This window comes from Candidatus Nitrosopumilus sp. (assembly GCF_965262695.1).
In the GTDB taxonomy this organism is placed as follows: Archaea; Thermoproteota; Nitrososphaeria; order Nitrososphaerales; family Nitrosopumilaceae; genus Nitrosopumilus.
The window spans coordinates 222,736-240,392 of sequence record NZ_OZ253550.1 but is presented as its reverse complement, the minus strand read 5'-3'; the positions used below and the strand labels follow the sequence as shown (position 1 = coordinate 240,392).

Annotated in this window: 19 protein-coding genes and 1 tRNA gene; 4 read left to right on the top strand and 16 right to left on the bottom strand. The window is 33.5% G+C overall.

Annotated features, from left to right (window positions below; translation table 11 throughout):
- Positions 1–98: 98 nt before the first annotated feature.
- From ACQY2P_RS01455 to ACQY2P_RS01440, 4 genes are all read right to left on the bottom strand, one after another.
- A complete protein-coding gene (locus tag ACQY2P_RS01455) occupies positions 99–431 on the bottom strand; it encodes a hypothetical protein (protein ID WP_428326646.1) in 333 nt (110 codons plus the stop codon).
- A 58-nt stretch (positions 432–489) separates the two neighbouring features.
- A complete protein-coding gene (locus tag ACQY2P_RS01450; protein ID WP_428326645.1) occupies positions 490–1,236 on the bottom strand; it encodes a class I SAM-dependent methyltransferase in 747 nt (248 codons plus the stop codon).
- Between the two features lie 41 nt (positions 1,237–1,277).
- Positions 1,278–2,468, bottom strand: a complete 1,191-nt coding sequence (locus ACQY2P_RS01445) for a cation:proton antiporter (protein WP_428326644.1) — start codon at positions 2,466–2,468, stop codon at positions 1,278–1,280.
- Positions 2,469–2,669: 201 nt separating this feature from the next.
- Positions 2,670–4,703: a S8 family serine peptidase gene (locus ACQY2P_RS01440; RefSeq protein WP_428326643.1), complete on the bottom strand. Its 2,034-nt coding sequence runs from the start codon at positions 4,701–4,703 to the stop codon at positions 2,670–2,672.
- Between the two features lie 159 nt (positions 4,704–4,862).
- Between ACQY2P_RS01440 and ACQY2P_RS01435 the strand changes: the two genes are divergently transcribed.
- Entirely contained in the window at positions 4,863–6,323 is a 1,461-nt protein-coding gene (locus ACQY2P_RS01435; protein WP_428326642.1) for an ATP-binding protein, read from the top strand.
- A gap of 107 nt (positions 6,324–6,430) precedes the next feature.
- On the opposite strand, the gene ACQY2P_RS01430 is transcribed toward ACQY2P_RS01435, so the two are convergent.
- The 3 genes from ACQY2P_RS01430 to ACQY2P_RS01420 form a co-directional block, all read right to left on the bottom strand.
- Complete coding sequence (locus ACQY2P_RS01430) at positions 6,431–8,053, bottom strand: hypothetical protein (protein ID WP_428326641.1); 1,623 nt, start codon at positions 8,051–8,053, stop codon at positions 6,431–6,433.
- Positions 8,054–8,164: 111 nt separating this feature from the next.
- Entirely contained in the window at positions 8,165–9,190 is a 1,026-nt protein-coding gene (locus ACQY2P_RS01425; protein WP_428326640.1) for a hypothetical protein, read from the bottom strand.
- 76 nt (positions 9,191–9,266) lie between these two features.
- On the bottom strand, positions 9,267–9,632 hold the full coding sequence (locus ACQY2P_RS01420) for a response regulator (RefSeq protein WP_428326639.1): 366 nt from the start codon (positions 9,630–9,632) through the stop codon (positions 9,267–9,269).
- Between the two features lie 101 nt (positions 9,633–9,733).
- On the opposite strand from ACQY2P_RS01420, the gene ACQY2P_RS01415 reads away from it, so the two are divergent.
- Together ACQY2P_RS01415 and ACQY2P_RS01410 are read left to right on the top strand one after the other, a co-directional pair.
- Entirely contained in the window at positions 9,734–10,255 is a 522-nt protein-coding gene (locus ACQY2P_RS01415; RefSeq protein WP_428326638.1) for a hypothetical protein, read from the top strand.
- Positions 10,256–10,338: 83 nt separating this feature from the next.
- On the top strand, positions 10,339–10,548 hold the full coding sequence (locus tag ACQY2P_RS01410; RefSeq protein ID WP_428326637.1) for a YlcI/YnfO family protein: 210 nt from the start codon (positions 10,339–10,341) through the stop codon (positions 10,546–10,548).
- Between the two features lie 25 nt (positions 10,549–10,573).
- Here the strand turns inward: ACQY2P_RS01410 and ACQY2P_RS01405 are convergent, their stop codons facing one another.
- The 6 genes from ACQY2P_RS01405 to ACQY2P_RS01380 all read right to left on the bottom strand — a co-directional run bounded on the left by ACQY2P_RS01405 (position 10,574) and on the right by ACQY2P_RS01380 (position 14,961).
- A complete protein-coding gene (locus ACQY2P_RS01405; protein WP_428326636.1) occupies positions 10,574–11,389 on the bottom strand; it encodes a hypothetical protein in 816 nt (271 codons plus the stop codon).
- Positions 11,389–12,804, bottom strand: coding sequence for an integrase (locus tag ACQY2P_RS01400; RefSeq protein WP_428326635.1), 1,416 nt, complete (start codon positions 12,802–12,804; stop codon positions 11,389–11,391). The genes ACQY2P_RS01405 and ACQY2P_RS01400 overlap by 1 nt, the downstream gene beginning before the upstream one ends.
- 51 nt (positions 12,805–12,855) lie before the next feature.
- Positions 12,856–12,930 (bottom strand) — tRNA-Arg (locus tag ACQY2P_RS01395).
- Between the two features lie 38 nt (positions 12,931–12,968).
- Complete coding sequence (locus ACQY2P_RS01390) at positions 12,969–13,787, bottom strand: hypothetical protein (protein WP_428326634.1); 819 nt, start codon at positions 13,785–13,787, stop codon at positions 12,969–12,971.
- Complete coding sequence (locus ACQY2P_RS01385; RefSeq protein WP_428326633.1) at positions 13,784–14,209, bottom strand: hypothetical protein; 426 nt, start codon at positions 14,207–14,209, stop codon at positions 13,784–13,786. The genes ACQY2P_RS01390 and ACQY2P_RS01385 overlap by 4 nt, the downstream gene beginning before the upstream one ends.
- Positions 14,210–14,247: 38 nt before the next feature.
- Positions 14,248–14,961, bottom strand: a complete 714-nt coding sequence (locus ACQY2P_RS01380; RefSeq protein ID WP_428326632.1) for an MIP/aquaporin family protein — start codon at positions 14,959–14,961, stop codon at positions 14,248–14,250.
- A 100-nt stretch (positions 14,962–15,061) separates the two neighbouring features.
- On the opposite strand from ACQY2P_RS01380, the gene bcp reads away from it, so the two are divergent.
- A complete protein-coding gene (gene bcp / locus ACQY2P_RS01375) occupies positions 15,062–15,526 on the top strand; it encodes a thioredoxin-dependent thiol peroxidase (protein ID WP_428326631.1) in 465 nt (154 codons plus the stop codon).
- A 22-nt stretch (positions 15,527–15,548) separates the two neighbouring features.
- On the opposite strand, the gene ACQY2P_RS01370 is transcribed toward bcp, so the two are convergent.
- The 3 genes from ACQY2P_RS01370 to ACQY2P_RS01360 form a co-directional block, all read right to left on the bottom strand.
- Complete coding sequence (locus ACQY2P_RS01370) at positions 15,549–16,481, bottom strand: trans-sialidase (RefSeq protein ID WP_428326630.1); 933 nt, start codon at positions 16,479–16,481, stop codon at positions 15,549–15,551.
- Positions 16,482–16,604: 123 nt separating this feature from the next.
- Entirely contained in the window at positions 16,605–16,796 is a 192-nt protein-coding gene (locus ACQY2P_RS01365) for a hypothetical protein (RefSeq protein WP_428326629.1), read from the bottom strand.
- A gap of 68 nt (positions 16,797–16,864) precedes the next feature.
- Positions 16,865–17,617, bottom strand: a complete 753-nt coding sequence (locus ACQY2P_RS01360; RefSeq protein WP_428326628.1) for a trans-sialidase — start codon at positions 17,615–17,617, stop codon at positions 16,865–16,867.
- Positions 17,618–17,657 lie beyond the last annotated feature (40 nt).

The window sequence follows — 17,657 nt, the reverse complement described above, 5'->3', positions numbered from 1 at the left end:
TCACATTTAACTAAATTAAAAAAATATTTTCTAGTGCCAAAAATAATTGAAGGGATATTCGGGATTTTTATGAAAAAATAAAATGAGATCGTCTAGTATCAGTATGATGCAGGAGTTGCTTTACCAGAAATGAATTTGATATCTCTATCTTTAGAGATTTCTTCGATTAATGGTATGTCCATTCTGCTAACTAGAGTTAATCCATGTTCACCAGCATTCATTGGGAATCCATATTTTGCTCTAATTGCTTCTTGTTTGTTTTGAATATTTGTGCCAGAATTATAGTCAATAGTCAACTCTACCATAGGTGGTGCGTCAGGAAGTTTTCTTTCAAGATACATTATCTTGATCAAGAGATCAACATCAACATTTGAGAGTGTCTGAGTTATTGCATTTGTGAATTCGTTGTATTGTGCTTCTATTTGAGACATTAACGGAAGTAATTGAAATTTTGATTTAACTAGTAAGACTGCATTGTCTTGCAAAAATCTAATTTTCTATGAATCTATCTACAAACACATGTCCAAGAACATGAGGGACGTCATTAATGAACACTTTAATTGGAATAGGGTTTATCTCAGATTTTAGAAATGCTTGAAGTTGTGTTTTTTTGAACCATTGACTATAATATCCAAGACTATTTCTAAATGCTAATTTTTCTTCATCAAACGAGTCAGCATCTATTTGTTTTACCATGCTTTTCATTGGATGATAAATTTGTGGAGATGCAAAGGCAAAATCATCTCCATTAAATGCAGATAATAAAACAAATCCCTCGTTTCCTGCAAGTTTTTTCATATTTTCAAAAAATTGCTCTCTTTTTTGAATTGGAATAACACCTATAGTGTTGTACACACATATTGGAATTTTAATAGAGTCATCATCAAATAGTTCATCTATTTTAGTATTGGTAACATCATAATTTTGAAAAGAAATATTTTGTAAATTCAATTTAGATTGTTTTGTTTTTGATAGTTGGATCATAGATTCTGATGCATCAAGACCACAGTAAGATAAAGAATTACCAAAAATATTTTGTAAAGAAAACAACACTCTACCAGTTCCAGAACCAAGATCAATTACGATATAATTTTTGTCAGGTTTGATGAATTTTTTGAAAAGATTAGAAATAATTTTGATTTCTTGATTGATAAAATTTGAAATTACATGGTTTGGATTGTTTTCTACACAATTATCATATTCTGAAGACATGTCATTCCATGCATCACCATACATAATATGCGGCTATATGGACGGTTTAATGAATTTTGTAAAAATTAAATTTTTTTCAAAAATGGTTTTGCAATAACTGGAGTCACCATAGTAGTGATGACACAGATAAGAACACAGACAGAGAACAATACAATATCTAAAATTCCTAGGGCGTATGCAACTGCAGTTATTGTCAACCCAACAGTTCCACGACCATTCAATAGAGCAGATATTGCAAATCCCTGCATATTGGAAAACTTGGAAATTTTTGTTCCCAAAAACCCTCCAAAGGTTTTACCGAATATACCCAATATTACCAACAAAATGAGAAATGGGATGTAATTTTCTAAAGATTGTGCACTGAATTTTATTCCAATTATAGCAAAAAACAAGGGTGCAATAAAACCAAATGTCATTCCAGACATTGTACCATATGTTTTATCAGATTCCTTGTTACCAAGAATTTTTTTACTAAATATTAAACCAGCAAAAAATGCGCCTAAAATAAAATGCAGCCCAACAAGATCAGCTATTAACGACAAGGTGATTGCAACAACAATGAATATACCAAATTTTGCTTCATGGGTTTTTGCTTTTTCAAAAAATAGTTCAAATCGTTTTGGGAACCAATTATCAATTCTATAAACAATAAAAGCCAGAAAAGTAATTCCAATTAAATAAACAGATATTTGGAATATGGAAATTCCAAGTTCTTCAAAATTAAATGAAGCATGATCAGCTGCATGAAGTTGTAAAATTATTGCCAAAATTATTAAAGAGATTATATCATCAATTATTGCCACAGATATCACAGTAGTTCCAATTTTTGTTTTGAGAATTCCTAATTCACGTAAAATCATAGCACTAACAGGAACAGACGTGACAGATAGTAACAATCCAATGAACAATGATTCAATTAACTCTAAACCAAAAACAACGGATAATTGATATCCTATGAAAAATGGAATTATTAGAGAAGTTATGGATATGAGTAAAGCGTATTTTCCAGTTTTTCGAATTTCACTTAAATTCATTTCAAGTCCAATGAAAAGCATTACAAAGAATATGGCAATTGTGGAAATCAATTCTAATCCATCTGAGATTTGAACAATTCCAAACAGTGTAGGACCAAGTATAATACCAGCAAGAATTTCACCGCCTAAAGATGGTTGTTTTAGTTTTCGAAATAATTCACCAAGAATCTTTGCACCAGCAAGCAAAATCACAATTGCAAAAAATATTTCAGTTAAGTCCAAATAATTAATTTTTCAAAATTATAACAGAGTATAAATTTTACATAAATTAAAGCGGACCCGACCGGATTCGAGTCTGTGAAGTTCCATTTTGGTTCCAAATCATTATGAAAATATTAGTAATGAAGAGTATTATTCAATAACAAAACTCTCGAAAATAGTGTTTTGGACGTCATTTATGCCCAGAAATCCTATTTGTGTATGTTAAAAACCCCAACCACGTTGTATTAATGATTCAGACGTAGTTTCTGTCACACATACATAATCCGATGTGGATTTTTTTAGGATTTTCACCATATCTGACTTGCATGTTATTTTGTTTGATTTCTCTTCATTATCTGTGAATTTGATTGGAAAATCATGTTCCGTTGAATCAGATTTCAAGGATTCATACCAATCCATACTATTAGACGATTTGTTTGCATCTAGGTTTCCCATATACGTCATTACAGACAGGTTTGAATTTTGAGTGGAGTTTGATAAGAGCATGTTTTCATTTAGTATAGACGGAATGTTGAACGGATCAATGTCTTGTATTTCAGAATACAGTATTGTAATCAAACCTGATATGTATGCTGCAGATGAGGATGTTCCGTAAAATGGTTCGCCATTGTAAACTTTGGTTAGAAATCCATCTTTTGCCAATATGTTTGGAACATTTAATCCGTTATCTGTTGGGCCAGTCGAGCTATATGTTTGTCTTTTAGTATCATTCCCAATTGATCCAACAACTATGGCTCCCTTTGCATCCGATGGAACCGCTACACTTCCGTTGACATGATAATACTCTAATTTGTCATACACACTAAAGAGGTTCATCTTAGCATTTGTTTGTTTTCCAAAATTTGAGATTCCTATGTAATATTCGCCTGGAATTTCAGGCATGTGGTACAGATATTCTATAGATTCATCAGATTCACGTTCTTGTGTGTTGTATGAATAATCTAGAATTCTCCCACCAGGATCCATCAAGGTTATGTCAAAATCAGATACGTTTTCCATATCATCACTCCATCTAAGGTAAACTAGTATGGGTTTTTCTTCAAAAATTCGTTCATAATCTATAGTAATAGTCAAACCCTCATCCAAGTTCTCAAATTCATGCCATTTGTCCCCATCAGTATCTACAAAAACACCTTCCCAGTGATTTTCAGCATAGTTTCCGGAGGGCACAACTACAGTGATTTTTGAATTTATTGCGTCTTCTACCTTTTTTGTGATTGAACTTGCGCCATCGGTATTATAATCAAGCCAGGTATACGAAATTGTGACAACATCGACTTCTTTTGATATAGCATAATCCATTGCATCAATAAATTCCAATTCAGTTCCCGCAGAAAGAAGATACAAGTTTACATTTGGAGATATGGATGCAATGATCTGTGCCATAGCAGTTCCGTGTAAAGATTCTGTTACATTTTGCATTTGTTCTGAATCTTCAAAGGTATTTCTAAATGAGATATTTTCAACGACATTATTAGCAATTTGTTCATTTGTTCCATTGAATGCAAGATCTATAACTGCCACATTTGCAGATCCACTTGGTTTTGTGTAATTAAAAAATACAGATTCTTCTATAATTTTCCCATCTATGACTATATCCCTATTTTGAATTGCAGGAAGTGTAGGTTTGATATTGCTTATTTCATCAATTAGACTCAATTCAGATATTTTGTTGGCAGGTATGCTAATTTGCATACTATTTCCTTTTGTTACTTCAATTGTAGATGTTTCCTTTATTTTGGTCATTATTGAATCATTTAATTCATTCATGTTTATCATCAATCGGATCATCCCATCATGATAATCAAAACCTTTGTTTTTTGCAAATTTTTGCGGTGCCTTACTAGAAATTAATTTTAAAATTTTCCCGTCCACTTTTTTATTTTTATTGTTATTTTTATCAGGGTTTGTATTCCAATTATCAAATTTTTCTTTTTTTTCCTTTTGATTTTTGTCTAGGATGTTGTTCTTACTTTTTTTCTTGTAGTTTTTCTTTAGTTCGTCTATTTTTTCAGATTTATCGTTGTTTTTGTTTTTGCCTTTTTTCTTACCATTGTCATCTCCATTACCGTTGCCGCCTCCATTACCGTTGCCGCCTCCATTATCATGTCCAGATTTATGATGAGCAAACACATAATCAGTACTAGTAAAACCCCACGTGAGAAGTAAAACGGATAAAAAAATTATTGCTACACTTGACTTTGATGTGATAAACATATGTATCCTTTGTTTCATTTTATTTATTTTTTTTTTTTGTTGAATTCTGGCAAATTGCTATTAAATTAATCAAGTTTTCATAAAAATCAAAAAAAATGTGCGCATTACATCTTTTACTATTTTGAGTCACAAATACATGAAATGCTTATTTTATTCACAATATCATTCTGAGTCATAATGCAAATTAGAACAAAGTTCATTTTTGAAATATTGGTTTTATCGGCTATTTTGGCAGTTGCCTCAATTATGATATTATATTATGCTTCAGAGGTTGAAGAAAACATTTCATCTTTGAACGATGATCTTATTCCACGTTCAAGCATCTTGAAAGACATGAGATTAGCAGCTTCTAACATTTTGACATCATCTATTGAATATGTTGTGTTTGAAGAAAATTTTGTTTCGTCTCATAGAACAGTTTCAGATATAGATGTTAAAGATAATGAAATTATTTCTGAAATTCAGATAGATAAAACCCAATTTTCTCAGTTATTGGAATTATATACACAAAAAACATCGGAAACCATATCTGCAGATTCAATTAACACCATAGAACAACAATGGGAAGAGTTTGATATTATTTCAGATAAATTTGTGGATTATGGGAAAAGAGGGATTACGGGTGATGAATTCATTAAGATAAAAAATGAATTAAAAGATTCGAAGAATGCGTTAGTTAAAGAAATTGATCTGGTGTTAATTGAAAATGAAAAAGAGGTAAAAAATAAAGAACAGATAGTTTCTGAACTTATTAGAAATACTACTTTAATCATATCTTCTATAGTCTTAATCTTTGTGATTGTTTTTATTATTCTGCGCTACTATTTTTTAAGATCAATTTTAATACCACTTTCCAAAATTCGTCATGCCACAAAAGAAATTGCCAAAAACAATCTTGACACTAAAATTGATGACATTTCAAATGATGAGATAGGCGACTTGTCTGCAGATGTTAATAAAATGACTTCTGAATTAAAAGAGATTCGAAATAAACTGCTAAAATCAGAAAAACTTTCTACTGTAGGGCTTTTATCAGGAAGACTGGCACATGATATACGAAATCCACTTGCAATCATAAAGCTGAATATAGAATACCTTAAAATCAAATACGTCAACAACGAGGAGAAAAGATTTGACAGAATAGTTGATGCTATTATGCGTATTGACCATCAGGTTAGTGAGGTTCTTGATTTTATCAAAACATCTTCCTTAAAAATAGAAAAAGTGTCTTTATTGACAATTCTCAAAAATGTCATATCAACTAAAAAAATTTCAGATAATATTGAAGTTATTTTGCCACAAAATGATGTAGTAATTGAATGTGATTCCCATAAAATAGGAGTAGTGTTTTCAAATTTGTTTTTAAATGCAGTTGATGCTGTTAAAGATGATGGGAAAGTCAAGATAAGGTTTACTTCGATTCCAGATGCTATAAAAATAGAGTTTGAAGATTCTGGTGACGGTATAGATCCTGAAGATCTTGATCAAATTTTTGAACCATTGTTTACTACCAAACAAAAGGGAACTGGTTTGGGTTTATCTAGTGTTGAGAGCATTATACATCAACACCATGGCAAAATATCGGTCTCTTCTCCACCAACTATTTTTACAATAACCTTACCAAAAACTTTAGATTAGTGTTTCAAACGATCTGGTATTTACAATAATTCAAAATTTTAAAGTTGTTAGAAGTGTAAACTAGAATTAACATATACAAATGTGAGTGAGGGAAACACATAGAATGTTTATTTGTACAAAAATTCAGGATTCATTATAGAATTTATAATATTTTGAGCCTTGTTCTCTTCCCAAATCAATTTATTTTTTATTTCTGGTGTGTTTAGTTTATTCAAAGTAACAATTGAGAAGGCATAACTTTCAGGTTCTTTAAAATCTGCAAAATGTTCTTTGCAGTGAGGACATATTACTTCTAATTTTTCCATAGCTTTGTTGTGCTCAATCTCTTTTAATGCTTCAAAATCAGAATGAGTTCTAGTCATAACATCAGTGTCTGAATCGGGTTGTTTGTTCTTTATGAAATCTTTGTGCCATTTACCGTATTGGAATGTCCATGAATCTCCAAACTCATCAACGGCAGTAGTCTTGCTTGTTTCAGTCAAATGATAGATGTGACCTTTATCGATTCCATTGTATTCATTTGGAGGGTTTAGTGATTCCCCAACTACCTCAATTCCATGATTGTAGTAATTTTGCCAAGATTGTCTTGAATAATCCCAGACATCAGTTCCTACAATGTTAAAGTCCAATGGTTCTCTGAACATATGATTAATTGTGATTTCAAGACACGGTGTAGGCCCTCCATTACATGAGACTTTGTCAGTCGTGACAGATACGTTATCCAGGGCATTTTCAGGATCAGTAATGGTTATGGTTTGAGTCCTGTCTCTTGCAAAGTCAACTTCAATCATTGCTTTGCTTTGACTGATTATTTCCCCCTTACCTAGGCCAAATGCAAATGAAAAGTGGGCGATATTATCAGGGCCGTTGTTTTCATAAATCTTGAATTGTGCAGTATTCTGCTTTCCAACTTGAGCTGTGATTAATGGATATGGTGTGAAGAATCTCTCAACATCAACAGAATGTCCGTTGTATGTGAAACCATCTTCAACAATTCTTTGTCCATCGGGTAGAACACCTAATGTTGGTTCCTCACAATCTCCATCACATCCACTACCATTACTAGTTTCAGGAGATAATCCATTAGAAACTGATTGATTTGTAAAATCTGCGACATCGTTTAATGTACCTGTATCTTCAAGCTCGTTTGCTTCTCCATCAAAAGTTACTGTTACTGTTTCACTAGACAGTATTGAGTATCCATTAGTAGTAAGTGTGAGTACGGCTCCTGTTACTGATTTTGCACTAATATCAGAACCTCCTGTAACTCCATTTATTGTATAATCATCCAAATCCGAAGCAGTGTCAACAATGTCTTCTGAAAATGTAATAGATATTGTTGTTGATGATGTAACAGTGGCAGATGAAACCACTGGAGAAACACCATCAGTTGATTCTGCATTTACTGCTCCGTTTAATGTAACTGCACCTGTTCCAGAAGTTACGCTTTGGCCTACCAACAACTCGACATCGGGAGTATCATCTGTAGGCATAGTGTTTGCTGTAAGTGTGATGACTGTTTGGTCATTTCCCCCAGCTCCCGTTCCATCACTAAATGCTACATTGAAATTTGCAGAGGTAATCACAGTAGTATCGTCTAACGTTATTTCAAAATCGGTATCAGCTATGCTTCCTGTATCCATATTAGTTACATCCCAGGTAATCGTAATTTGAGTAGTGGATGTAGTTTGAGCAGTAAATCCTGTAACTGCATGAGCCTCTTGTACCATAAAATTTGGAAAACCACTGGTGAGTAAAACAGCAAAAAATGCGATTAATAAAAATCGGGAATACATAGATGTTTGATTTTTAAAATAATATTTCAAAGTCATGAAAATACCCTAAGTTTTGGACTCCAAATCAACAACAAGCATATGATTAGTTGTAAGTTCTGCACAAGTAACTTGCACGAAATAGGTAGCATTATCAGAAATAAATTCAATAGGAACAAAAAATTCTCCTTCAGAAGTAGTATTCACATCCAGAGTTGAAAGTTCATCAGAGTTTGATGAAGTGTAACTAATGATTACATTAGTGTTTTCTGGAAAATTCTCCCCAACAAAGACAGATAACTCTTCATTTACAAACTCTTTTGTTTTTATTAATACTATTCGTTCTTTTTCAACTTGTTCATTAACAGGATCTTTGAATGTGGGTTTATGTTCAATAACATAGTTGTATATTTCTAAAATTATTTCTTCTTCAATTTGCATTATCTGTTTAATGTCTTTAGAGTTTCCAAATGCATAAAATAATTTTGTGAACTTTGCTTCCGTGTTACTTTTGAATTCTGGAGGTAGGTACTGGATAGCATCAATAATCATGTGGGCCCTTACTGCAAAACCAAATGCATCTTGGTATTCCAACAAACTGTATTCCCCAGATGAATTCTCAGACTCTATCAATTCTATTTTAGAGGATTCAAGTAATGAGCTTGCAGTTAATAGATTAAAATATTTGTCATGGAGCAAGTCATCATCAATAATTACCTTCTTGCCTTGTTTTGCCAGGAACAGTATCTCTTTTGCTTGTTGATCAAACACATCTTTATCATCGTCATGCATATTCGAAACAACATACAAAATATACTCTGCTTTGCTTTCAAAGTCCACATAATGATCATAAAAAGATCTCATATTGTCAAATTCTTCTTCGAATGGATGCGTTAGGTGTAGTTTTGCCAATCGATCATTGCCATCGCTTATGTTTTCATAGCTTGCAATTACATGCCCTGTCATTTTTTCAGACAGGGTAGCATACCGTAATTGTTCAGAATATGAGAAAGATTCCCCATAGGCATTTGTTATTTCAATTAACCCAAATAAAAGCACAGAAAAAACAACAAGTGAAAGTAGAGGAATGTTCATAACATAATAGTATGTTTTTGTCATATAATTACGAGGTTTACAATCTGATCAATTGTATACATCTAGGCACAAAAAATTATGTTTTTGGAGATGTGCAAACACATTTGATTACTTCAATAAAATCATCAGTGTTCGTAGGTTTTTGAACTACAGCAGATATATCTTCTAAATCAGGCTCAATTTCAGGATATGCAGTTAATACAATAATTTTTGCATTATGATCAAGTTCTTTGATATGTTTTATTGCATAAGACCCATCATATTTTGGCATTTGCATATCCAAAATAGTCACACATGGTCTATGTTTCTTAAACAAGTCTACAGCAGATTTCCCATCATGACATACAGCCACAACTGAGATTCCATTAAGTGTTAAAATGTCTGAATATGAATCAACTAAAGGTACATCATCATCAACTAGAATAACATCACATGAATTCATAAAATACATATGCAATAATATTATTTAAGAATCTCATTTCAATATCTTTTGATTTTTTTTAACGCGTATCTTTAAAAACTATTTTTTGATAAATGTGGAAGATGGAGAAAAAAACAGATGTAATGAGCATACGAGTAAATGAAAAGATTAAAGAAAAAATATCTAAAGAGGCAGATTCAAAAAATATGACAGTAAATACACTAGTAAATCAAATAATCACAAACCATGTAGAAGAAGGGACAGTATTTCAAGATCTTGATTTTACATCAGTTAGAAAACAACTACTCAAAAAACTGTTTAATTCCATGCCTAAAGAAGAGGTAACAAAAATGGCAGGAACTATGTGTAAAGAATTTTTCAAAGATACAACAATGTATCTTTATGGTAAATACGATTTAGAATCAACAGTTAGGACTTTGGAATCATGGTTTAATTCTTCAAACATCCCATTTAAAGAAATTAAGAGTGAGGACAGCATAAAGATGGTGATACGCCACAGATTAGGAAGTAATTGGGCAATGTATTTTGAAACAATGATAAAAGCAGTATTAGAAGAACTAGAGGTAAAAACAGACAGTTATGTAAAAACCATAGATAGTTTTTCCTTTAGGGCATATTACTAATGTAATATTTGTTCGAATCTGTTGAGTTCCACATTTTTGAGTATTCTTAAAAATCAAAAAATGATGTAAACTACTGTAAACAAATGTCTCGAACTGTTTCTGCTCGCATACCAAATGATTTGCATGAAGAACTAAGGGAAAGGTGTAATCTTCTTGGAGAGTCAATCAATGATTTTGTCAAAGCATCTCTGGAGATGTGTCTACACAATTCCTGTGACTTTGAATTTGGGGACGAATTAGTGGAAGAATTAGAGAGACAAAGGTCAGAATTCAAGAAAAATTCTGAAAAATGAGTATCTGTCTTTGGACAGTGTGTATCTATCTTAAGTCATCGATTACTTTGTCAATTCTGAAAATTTGATTGTAGAAAAATACCAATTCATCAATATCTGTTAGTTTTTCTATCATCTCTGAAACTTCTTCTTTAGTTTTTTCATTAATGATGTTTTTACGACGTTCTTCATAGATTATTTTTTGTTTGTTTGAATCATACCAAAATGATGAGTGCGCTATTGCATTTCTTATTTCTTCATTCCACCCATCAAAAAGACATTCTGATTTTTCAATATTTTTAAAATATTCTATAATTTCACCTAGTTTCATTCTTTCAATTTTCCGATAATCAACTTTTTCGTTCTTTGATAACATATCAAATATTACAACATCTTTCAGATTTTTTCCATAAACACCATCAATGCTTGCAAGATACAAGTAACTAATACTGATACATTTCTCTTCTTCAGTATGAGATCCATTATGTAAAATATTATCTAGTTTGATTAGAACATCTCTTGATTTTGCTCTGTATCTAATCATATTGCCCCAAATTTTGTCTAGTCTTATATCGTTCAATCCTTGTACATTGAATTTTATCGTTACATTGACACGTTTTTTAAAAAATGTACTACAAAGTACCCTGTGAGGATTTGTATTGTATTCTGTAACAAAAGTAGTTTGTAAAACTTTGAAAGTTGAATTTAATATCGAAAAATTCTTTGTATCATTTAACTCACTTTTTATTTTTACCACTTCGTTACTACTTTTTGGGAAATTGAATTTACTAAGTAATTGTATTACTTGATCAAGTGTTGCATTACCTTGGGATAATGTAAGTTTGCCCATTGGTTTAACCATTATTCATCTTTAACTGAAATATTAGATAATGAAATTCTTTCCAGATACTCTCCAATATCACCATCATGTTTTGAAATTAAATGTTCAACAATGTCATCAATATCCATTTTGCCCAAACCTGTTTTTGCTATTTGTATTGCATTTGCTTTGTCTGGATTTTCTTCAGCCCATTCTATGAATCTCTTTTTAAGAGCGTCTGAAATTTTGTTTTTGATATCTATTCGCTTTACCTCTAGTTTGAGATTTTCAATTTCTTTTTGCTGTTGTTCCAGTTTTTCAATCTTTTCTGTTTTCTTTTTGTTCTCTAACCTCAAACGTTTCTCATTTGATATCGTGAGATTTGGAACTACTGAAAGATATTCTTCAATCAGTTCTGAGATTTGGGTTTTAAAGTAATTCTTGTTAGTTTTAACCAGTCCGGAATGTCCCATCAAGTATTCTTTTTTGATCAATGATGCCAAAGGAGAGTCTTTGGAAGTCGTTTCATTACAGGTCTTGTTCCAAAATCTTCTAAAGCCATTCATAACAGGAACATCGTGTCTTCGTTTTCCTGTTACCAAAGGCATTCGAATTCCTGAGCGCCCAAGTATTCTTTCCATTCGTTGTTTGATTGCAGTAGGTTTTGCTGGAATTGGGAGAATTCCTTCACGTTTGAAAATGGGTTCATCTGGCTTGGGTTCTCGTCCAACTTCTTTTATCCATTCCATCTTGTAGTTCAGGAGTGCATCATATGCTTCAGGAGTAATAAAAGCAGGATATTTCTGATTAGAATCATTATAGATGCTTATCATGGCACAAACAATCTCTGCTTGTTTTTCTTGAGATTCTGTAATGTCAAAAGTTATTTTTTCATCAACTTGGTATACAGGAACAATATCTTTCCATTTTAATTCAAAACCTCCAACCCGAATTCCAGAGCTTGATGCAATCAAAATAATTGCCCTATCTATTGCACCGTTTGCATGTTGTAACAGTTTTTGAATTTCTTGTAATGTATAACCTCTTGATTCAGATACATTATCTAGTTCAGGAAATGTTGCATAGATTCGTTTCCATGATACTGGAATGTCATTCATGTCCAGTAATTTTCTCAAAGGTTTGAAGTAATTATTAACAGATGTAGGATTCAGATAGTCTGCATGATCTGGTGAAAGTTCTGTCCTTTTTCGGAGTTTTTCAGATAATTGCAGTAAAACACCTTGAATCCATTTTGGGTTTTCTTGAGAATATGATACTAACTGGTTTGCTCTCTGTTCAAATGTTCCTTCAAGGACATCCTCAAGAACATCACACAAAATTTTGTTCAATGTCCTAGTGTATTTTTTCTTGGTTTCAGGAGATTTACATCCAGCATAGAATAGTTCGATCGGCAATTCTTCTCTTTGTTGTTGCAATTCTTCTCTGTGTATCTTCAACGTGAATCAGCTATTTTTGCATGGTGGAACTTAAAAAGAACGTGAGAAAGGCGGACCCGACCGGATTCGAACCGGCGACCTAACGCTCCGCAAGCGTTCGCACTATCCAAGCTATGCAACGAGTCCGAAAACTTTGGCAAATCTGCGCTTAATTTGGATTGCGATTACAAAGATTCAGCAAAAATGTATGGTGTTTCATCAGTTTCATGAAACGTCCAAACAGTTGGTAGAGAAATCGTGTATATCTTACGTAGTTTGTTATTTCCAATCAGAGTTCCCCAACCAGCCTCATTTTTAGGGTCTGGGGCGTATTTTTGAGAATACGTACCTGCAAAAACCCATCCAGTTTTTTTCCAAAACTCTTGAGACACAATCTTGTCAATAACTCCAGTTGCCAAAGCAACACCACCCATTTGAGCAAGCCCCCCAATGAAAAATACAGAGTTGTTCAAATTCAAAGATGCATAATCAAATGTTATAGCATCAGAACAAAAGGGATGAAAGTCAAGTATAGTGACAAGCATTTTTTGAAGGTCTACTAATTGTTCATCAAGTTCAATACTGTATGCTTCCATATCCAATACTTTTGCACAAAAAGCAATTCTGCCATCACCTGAACCAATATCAATGACTTCAGAATATCCAAGATCTTTTGCCATCAATACTGCAATATATGCAGACATTATCCAAGTTGGAGAAAAAGGGGCGTTACTAGAACCATGTTGAATACTATTCAACCAATACTTGTTGATGTCACCTTCATAGACAATGCATTTTGTATTATTAATAGTGTCTTCATACGAGTTGTAATAGATAGGATTCTTTGTAGCAAATTGGTGCAGTAATTCTAAATCTTGTTGTTTGATTGGAAATAGTTCAGAAGTAGAAACGGGTATGACTTCTTGCATTTGGCTTTTTCCAGAATATGTTTTTTCAAATTCTTTTTTTAGAGAGACAAGATGTTTTGCTAGTTGTTCAATCATGCCAATCCTTTGTCATATTGTTCAACAAACTCTTTGGTACTCATTTTTTTTCTTAGGTCTTCAAACATTTGAGATTCATTTTCAATTTCTTCTTTGGTTTTTTCACCAGAGTTTGACTGGAGTTTAGTGGTTGTTTCTTGAATAGAATTTGAAAGGTTTTCTAAGATTTTGGGATGTAGTATAGTGTTGAATTTTTCTGAAATGAGTTGTTCAGTTTTATCAATTTGTTCTAGTAAAGCCTTGTGAGTGACAGAATCTAATTGTTGTTTAAGCATGGAAATCATTGAAGATACATTCATGACCTGATAGTATGTCTCTACGATTTCATGAATTCCCATCTCATCAGATATGTTTGAGATGAGATTTTCAAGTTTTTGAGATTCGGTATCAAGCATTGAAGAAATTTCATCAGTAGAATTCATAATGGAAAAAGGATTTCAAATTTTTAAAAATGTTGGGATTATGCTTCTTTTTCTGTTTTGTTGACATAGATGTAATTCATTATCAACCCAGCAATAATACCGCCGACTATTGGACCAACCCAATAGAGCCATTGAACTTCCCACAATCCAGCATCTCCAGAAAGTAATGTAGGAGACAAAGATCTTGCAGGGTTCATAGATGCACCAGTCAAAGGCACTCCCACCAAGTGAAGTAAGAAAACCATTCCACCAATTACTGCACCATAAACACTCTTTGGAGCTTTCTTGTGAACTGCGGTCATAAAGATTACAACAACTAAGAAGAAAGTCATAATCATTTCAAGTACTAATCCAGACATCAAACTACCACCAAGTAAATCACTTGGACCGCCATGTGCACCCCAGAAAACAGGTTTTCCGATTTCAGGGAATAAAGCGATTAAAGTACCAGTTGCAATAACTGCACCAATTATTTGAAATACAATATATCCAATTCCGTCTGCGATTCCAATTTTTCTGGTAATCATCATAGGAATAGTGACAGCAGGATTAATGTGAGCACCAGAAATATGTCCAAATGCATATACCATAAATGCAATTGCAGTACCGTGACCCAAAGATATCATAATAATTCCTTCAATGGTTAATCCTTCACCAAAAACTGCTGCAGCCAAAATTACAGACAATGGACCAAAGAAGACCAATGCGAATGTGGAAATTGCTTCTGCAAGCCAATTTCGTGGTGATACCATATGCAACAGCCCCGCCAATTACCATATAAAAGATTCGGACTAGATTAGTGATTATACCAGGTCAAAAAGTAATTAATTATAGAAAATCAAATCACAGAACATGATCGAAGAAGGAGAAAAAGTTCCAAAATTTCAAGTCAATGATTCAAATGGAAATAAAGTAAAATCATCAGATTTTAAAGGTAAAAAACATGTCATCTATTTTTACCCCAAAGATTTCACTCCAGGGTGTACAACTGAAGCAGATGAGTTTGCAAAAGACTACAAAAAATTTCAAAAAGAAGGAATCGAAATTGTGGGAGTCAGTTCAGACGATGTAGATTCACACAAAAAATTCTGTGATAAAATGGGAATTAAATTTCCACTTTTAGCAGACGTAGACAAAGAGATTTCAAAATCATTTGGAGTTTGGGGTTTGAAAAAATTCATGGGTAGAGAGTACATGGGAGTTATGAGAAGTACTTTTCTAGTAGATGAAAAGGGAAAGATTTTCAAAATATATCCAAAAGTAAAGCCTGCAGGACATGCCAAACAAGTGTTTGAAGATTTTAAAAATTTAGAATAAAATAAAGTAAAAAGGTGAAAGGTCAGAAACCTTTTGGAAGTGTACCTTTTGGTTTTGCAGGTTCGGGTTCTGGTTCCGGTGCAGGTTCAAAACCTTTTGGCAAGCTACCACGTGTTTGTTTAGCTCTTGATTCAACTTCTGCTTCAAGTGCTTCTTGGTAAGCTTGTTCACGTTCTGCTTTTTCTTGTTCAATTCTTTGCAAGTAATCTTTTTCGTAGTCTTCTAGTTGTTCTTGTCTTGATTTTCCATCTCCACTACTTGCACTAGTTTGTGGTGCATCACCCATTCCTTTTGGAAGTGTACCAGAAGGTTTTGGTGGTTCTTGTGGTGGTGGGGGTGCTTGTTGTGTTTGTTCTTTAATTTCAACACCATCAAAACTCATGTTTACTCCACTAAAAGATCCAAATCTTTTATCAGCAGGATGATATGCCAATCTTGCTCTTGTTGCATAGTATTGGTTTGAACATGCTGTGTAACCAGTGACTGTAGCTTTTTGTTGGTTCCAATCAGTTGTTGGAACTTTACCAACAGGAGCAGTCATTCTAACAAAGTATCTGTTAGGAGCTGGAGAATAGCCTGTTACTTTTGCTCGGTACTGATGGAAGTCAGATGTTGGAGCATCATAATATGCAGATTCTAAAGCTTCGTTAGGAGTTGCTGGAGGTTGTGCTGTTGTCTCAGCTGGTTTTGGAGCTTCCTGTGGTTTAGGAGATTCTGCTGGTTTTTCTGCTGTACCTTTTGGCAAGGTTGGTTTTGGTTTTGCTGTTTCAGCAGGTTTTGTCTCAGCTGGTTTCACTTCTGCTGGTTTTGTCTCAGCTGGTTTAGTTTCTGCTGGTTTTGCGGTATCAGCTGGTTTGGCATCAATTTCTGATGAGAGTTTAGATAGTTTTGCTTCGAGTTCGGCGATCTTTGCTTCAAGATCTTTCTTTGTACTTGCTTTTCGCTTTGCTGCCATTTCTTACAATAGAGAATACATTGTTTATTTACATTTTGTTCATGACCCAATCATTGATGAAAAAAATTCGTAAAATCAATTGATAATGTGTAAAAATTATAATTTCAAAAAATCAATTTTCATCTAATCTGGTTCCCAAAATTGCATCACATACATGCAATTGTTACATCTCCAAATTCTCACATGAGTTCCATTTTCAGTATCAGCAGCATACTGTCCATTATCCAATTTTATCACTCTCGGAAGATAACCTAGTTCTTGATTTTCAAGCCATTCGTTTTGTTTACAATTAGGACAGATAGTTTTTGGAGGCATGTAAAGTGTAGAATATGATCAAAGAAAAATATTATTATTAAAAATAGAAAATAAAAGATGTTTTTGAATTAGAATCCTTTTGGAAGTGTACCTTTTGGTTTAGGTGGTTCTGGTGTTGGTGCTTGTTGTGCTTGTGCAGCAACGCCTTCAACACTCATGTTTACTCCACTAAAGGCTCCAAATGTTTTGTCAGCAGGATGATATGCCAATCTTGCTCTTGTTGCATAGTATTGGTTTGAACATGCTGTGTAACCAGTGACTGTAGCTTTTTGTTGGTTCCAATCAGTTGTTGGAACTTTACCAACAGGAGCAGTCAATCTAACAAAGTATCTGTTAGGAGCTGGAGAATAACCTGTTACTTTTGCTCTGTACTGATGGAAATCAGTCATCGGGGCATCATAGTATGCGGCCTCTAAAGCATCTTGTACTGTTGCTGGAGGTTGTGCTGTTGTCTCAGCTGGTTTTGGAGCTTCCTGTGGTTTAGGAGTTTCTGCTGGTTTTTCTTCCATACCTTTTGGCAAGGTTGGTTTTGGTTTTGCTGTTTCAGCAGGTTTTGTCTCAGCTGGTTTCACTTCTGCTGGTTTTTCTGCAGTACCTTTTGGCAAGGTTGGTTTTGGTTTTGCTGTTTCAGCAGGTTTTGTCTCAGCTGGTTTTGTCTCAGCAGGTTTTGTCTCAGCAGGTTTTGTTTCTGCTGGTTTTGTTTCTGCTGGTTTTGTTTCTGCTGGTTTTGAAAGCTGAGATGAAAGTGAGTTTAGCTTTGCTTCTAATTCGGCAATCTTGTCTTCAAGATCTTTTTTAGTTTGCTTTTTAGCAGCTGCCATAAACTGGATGGATAATCCGGGGTTTATGAGCATTTGGGTT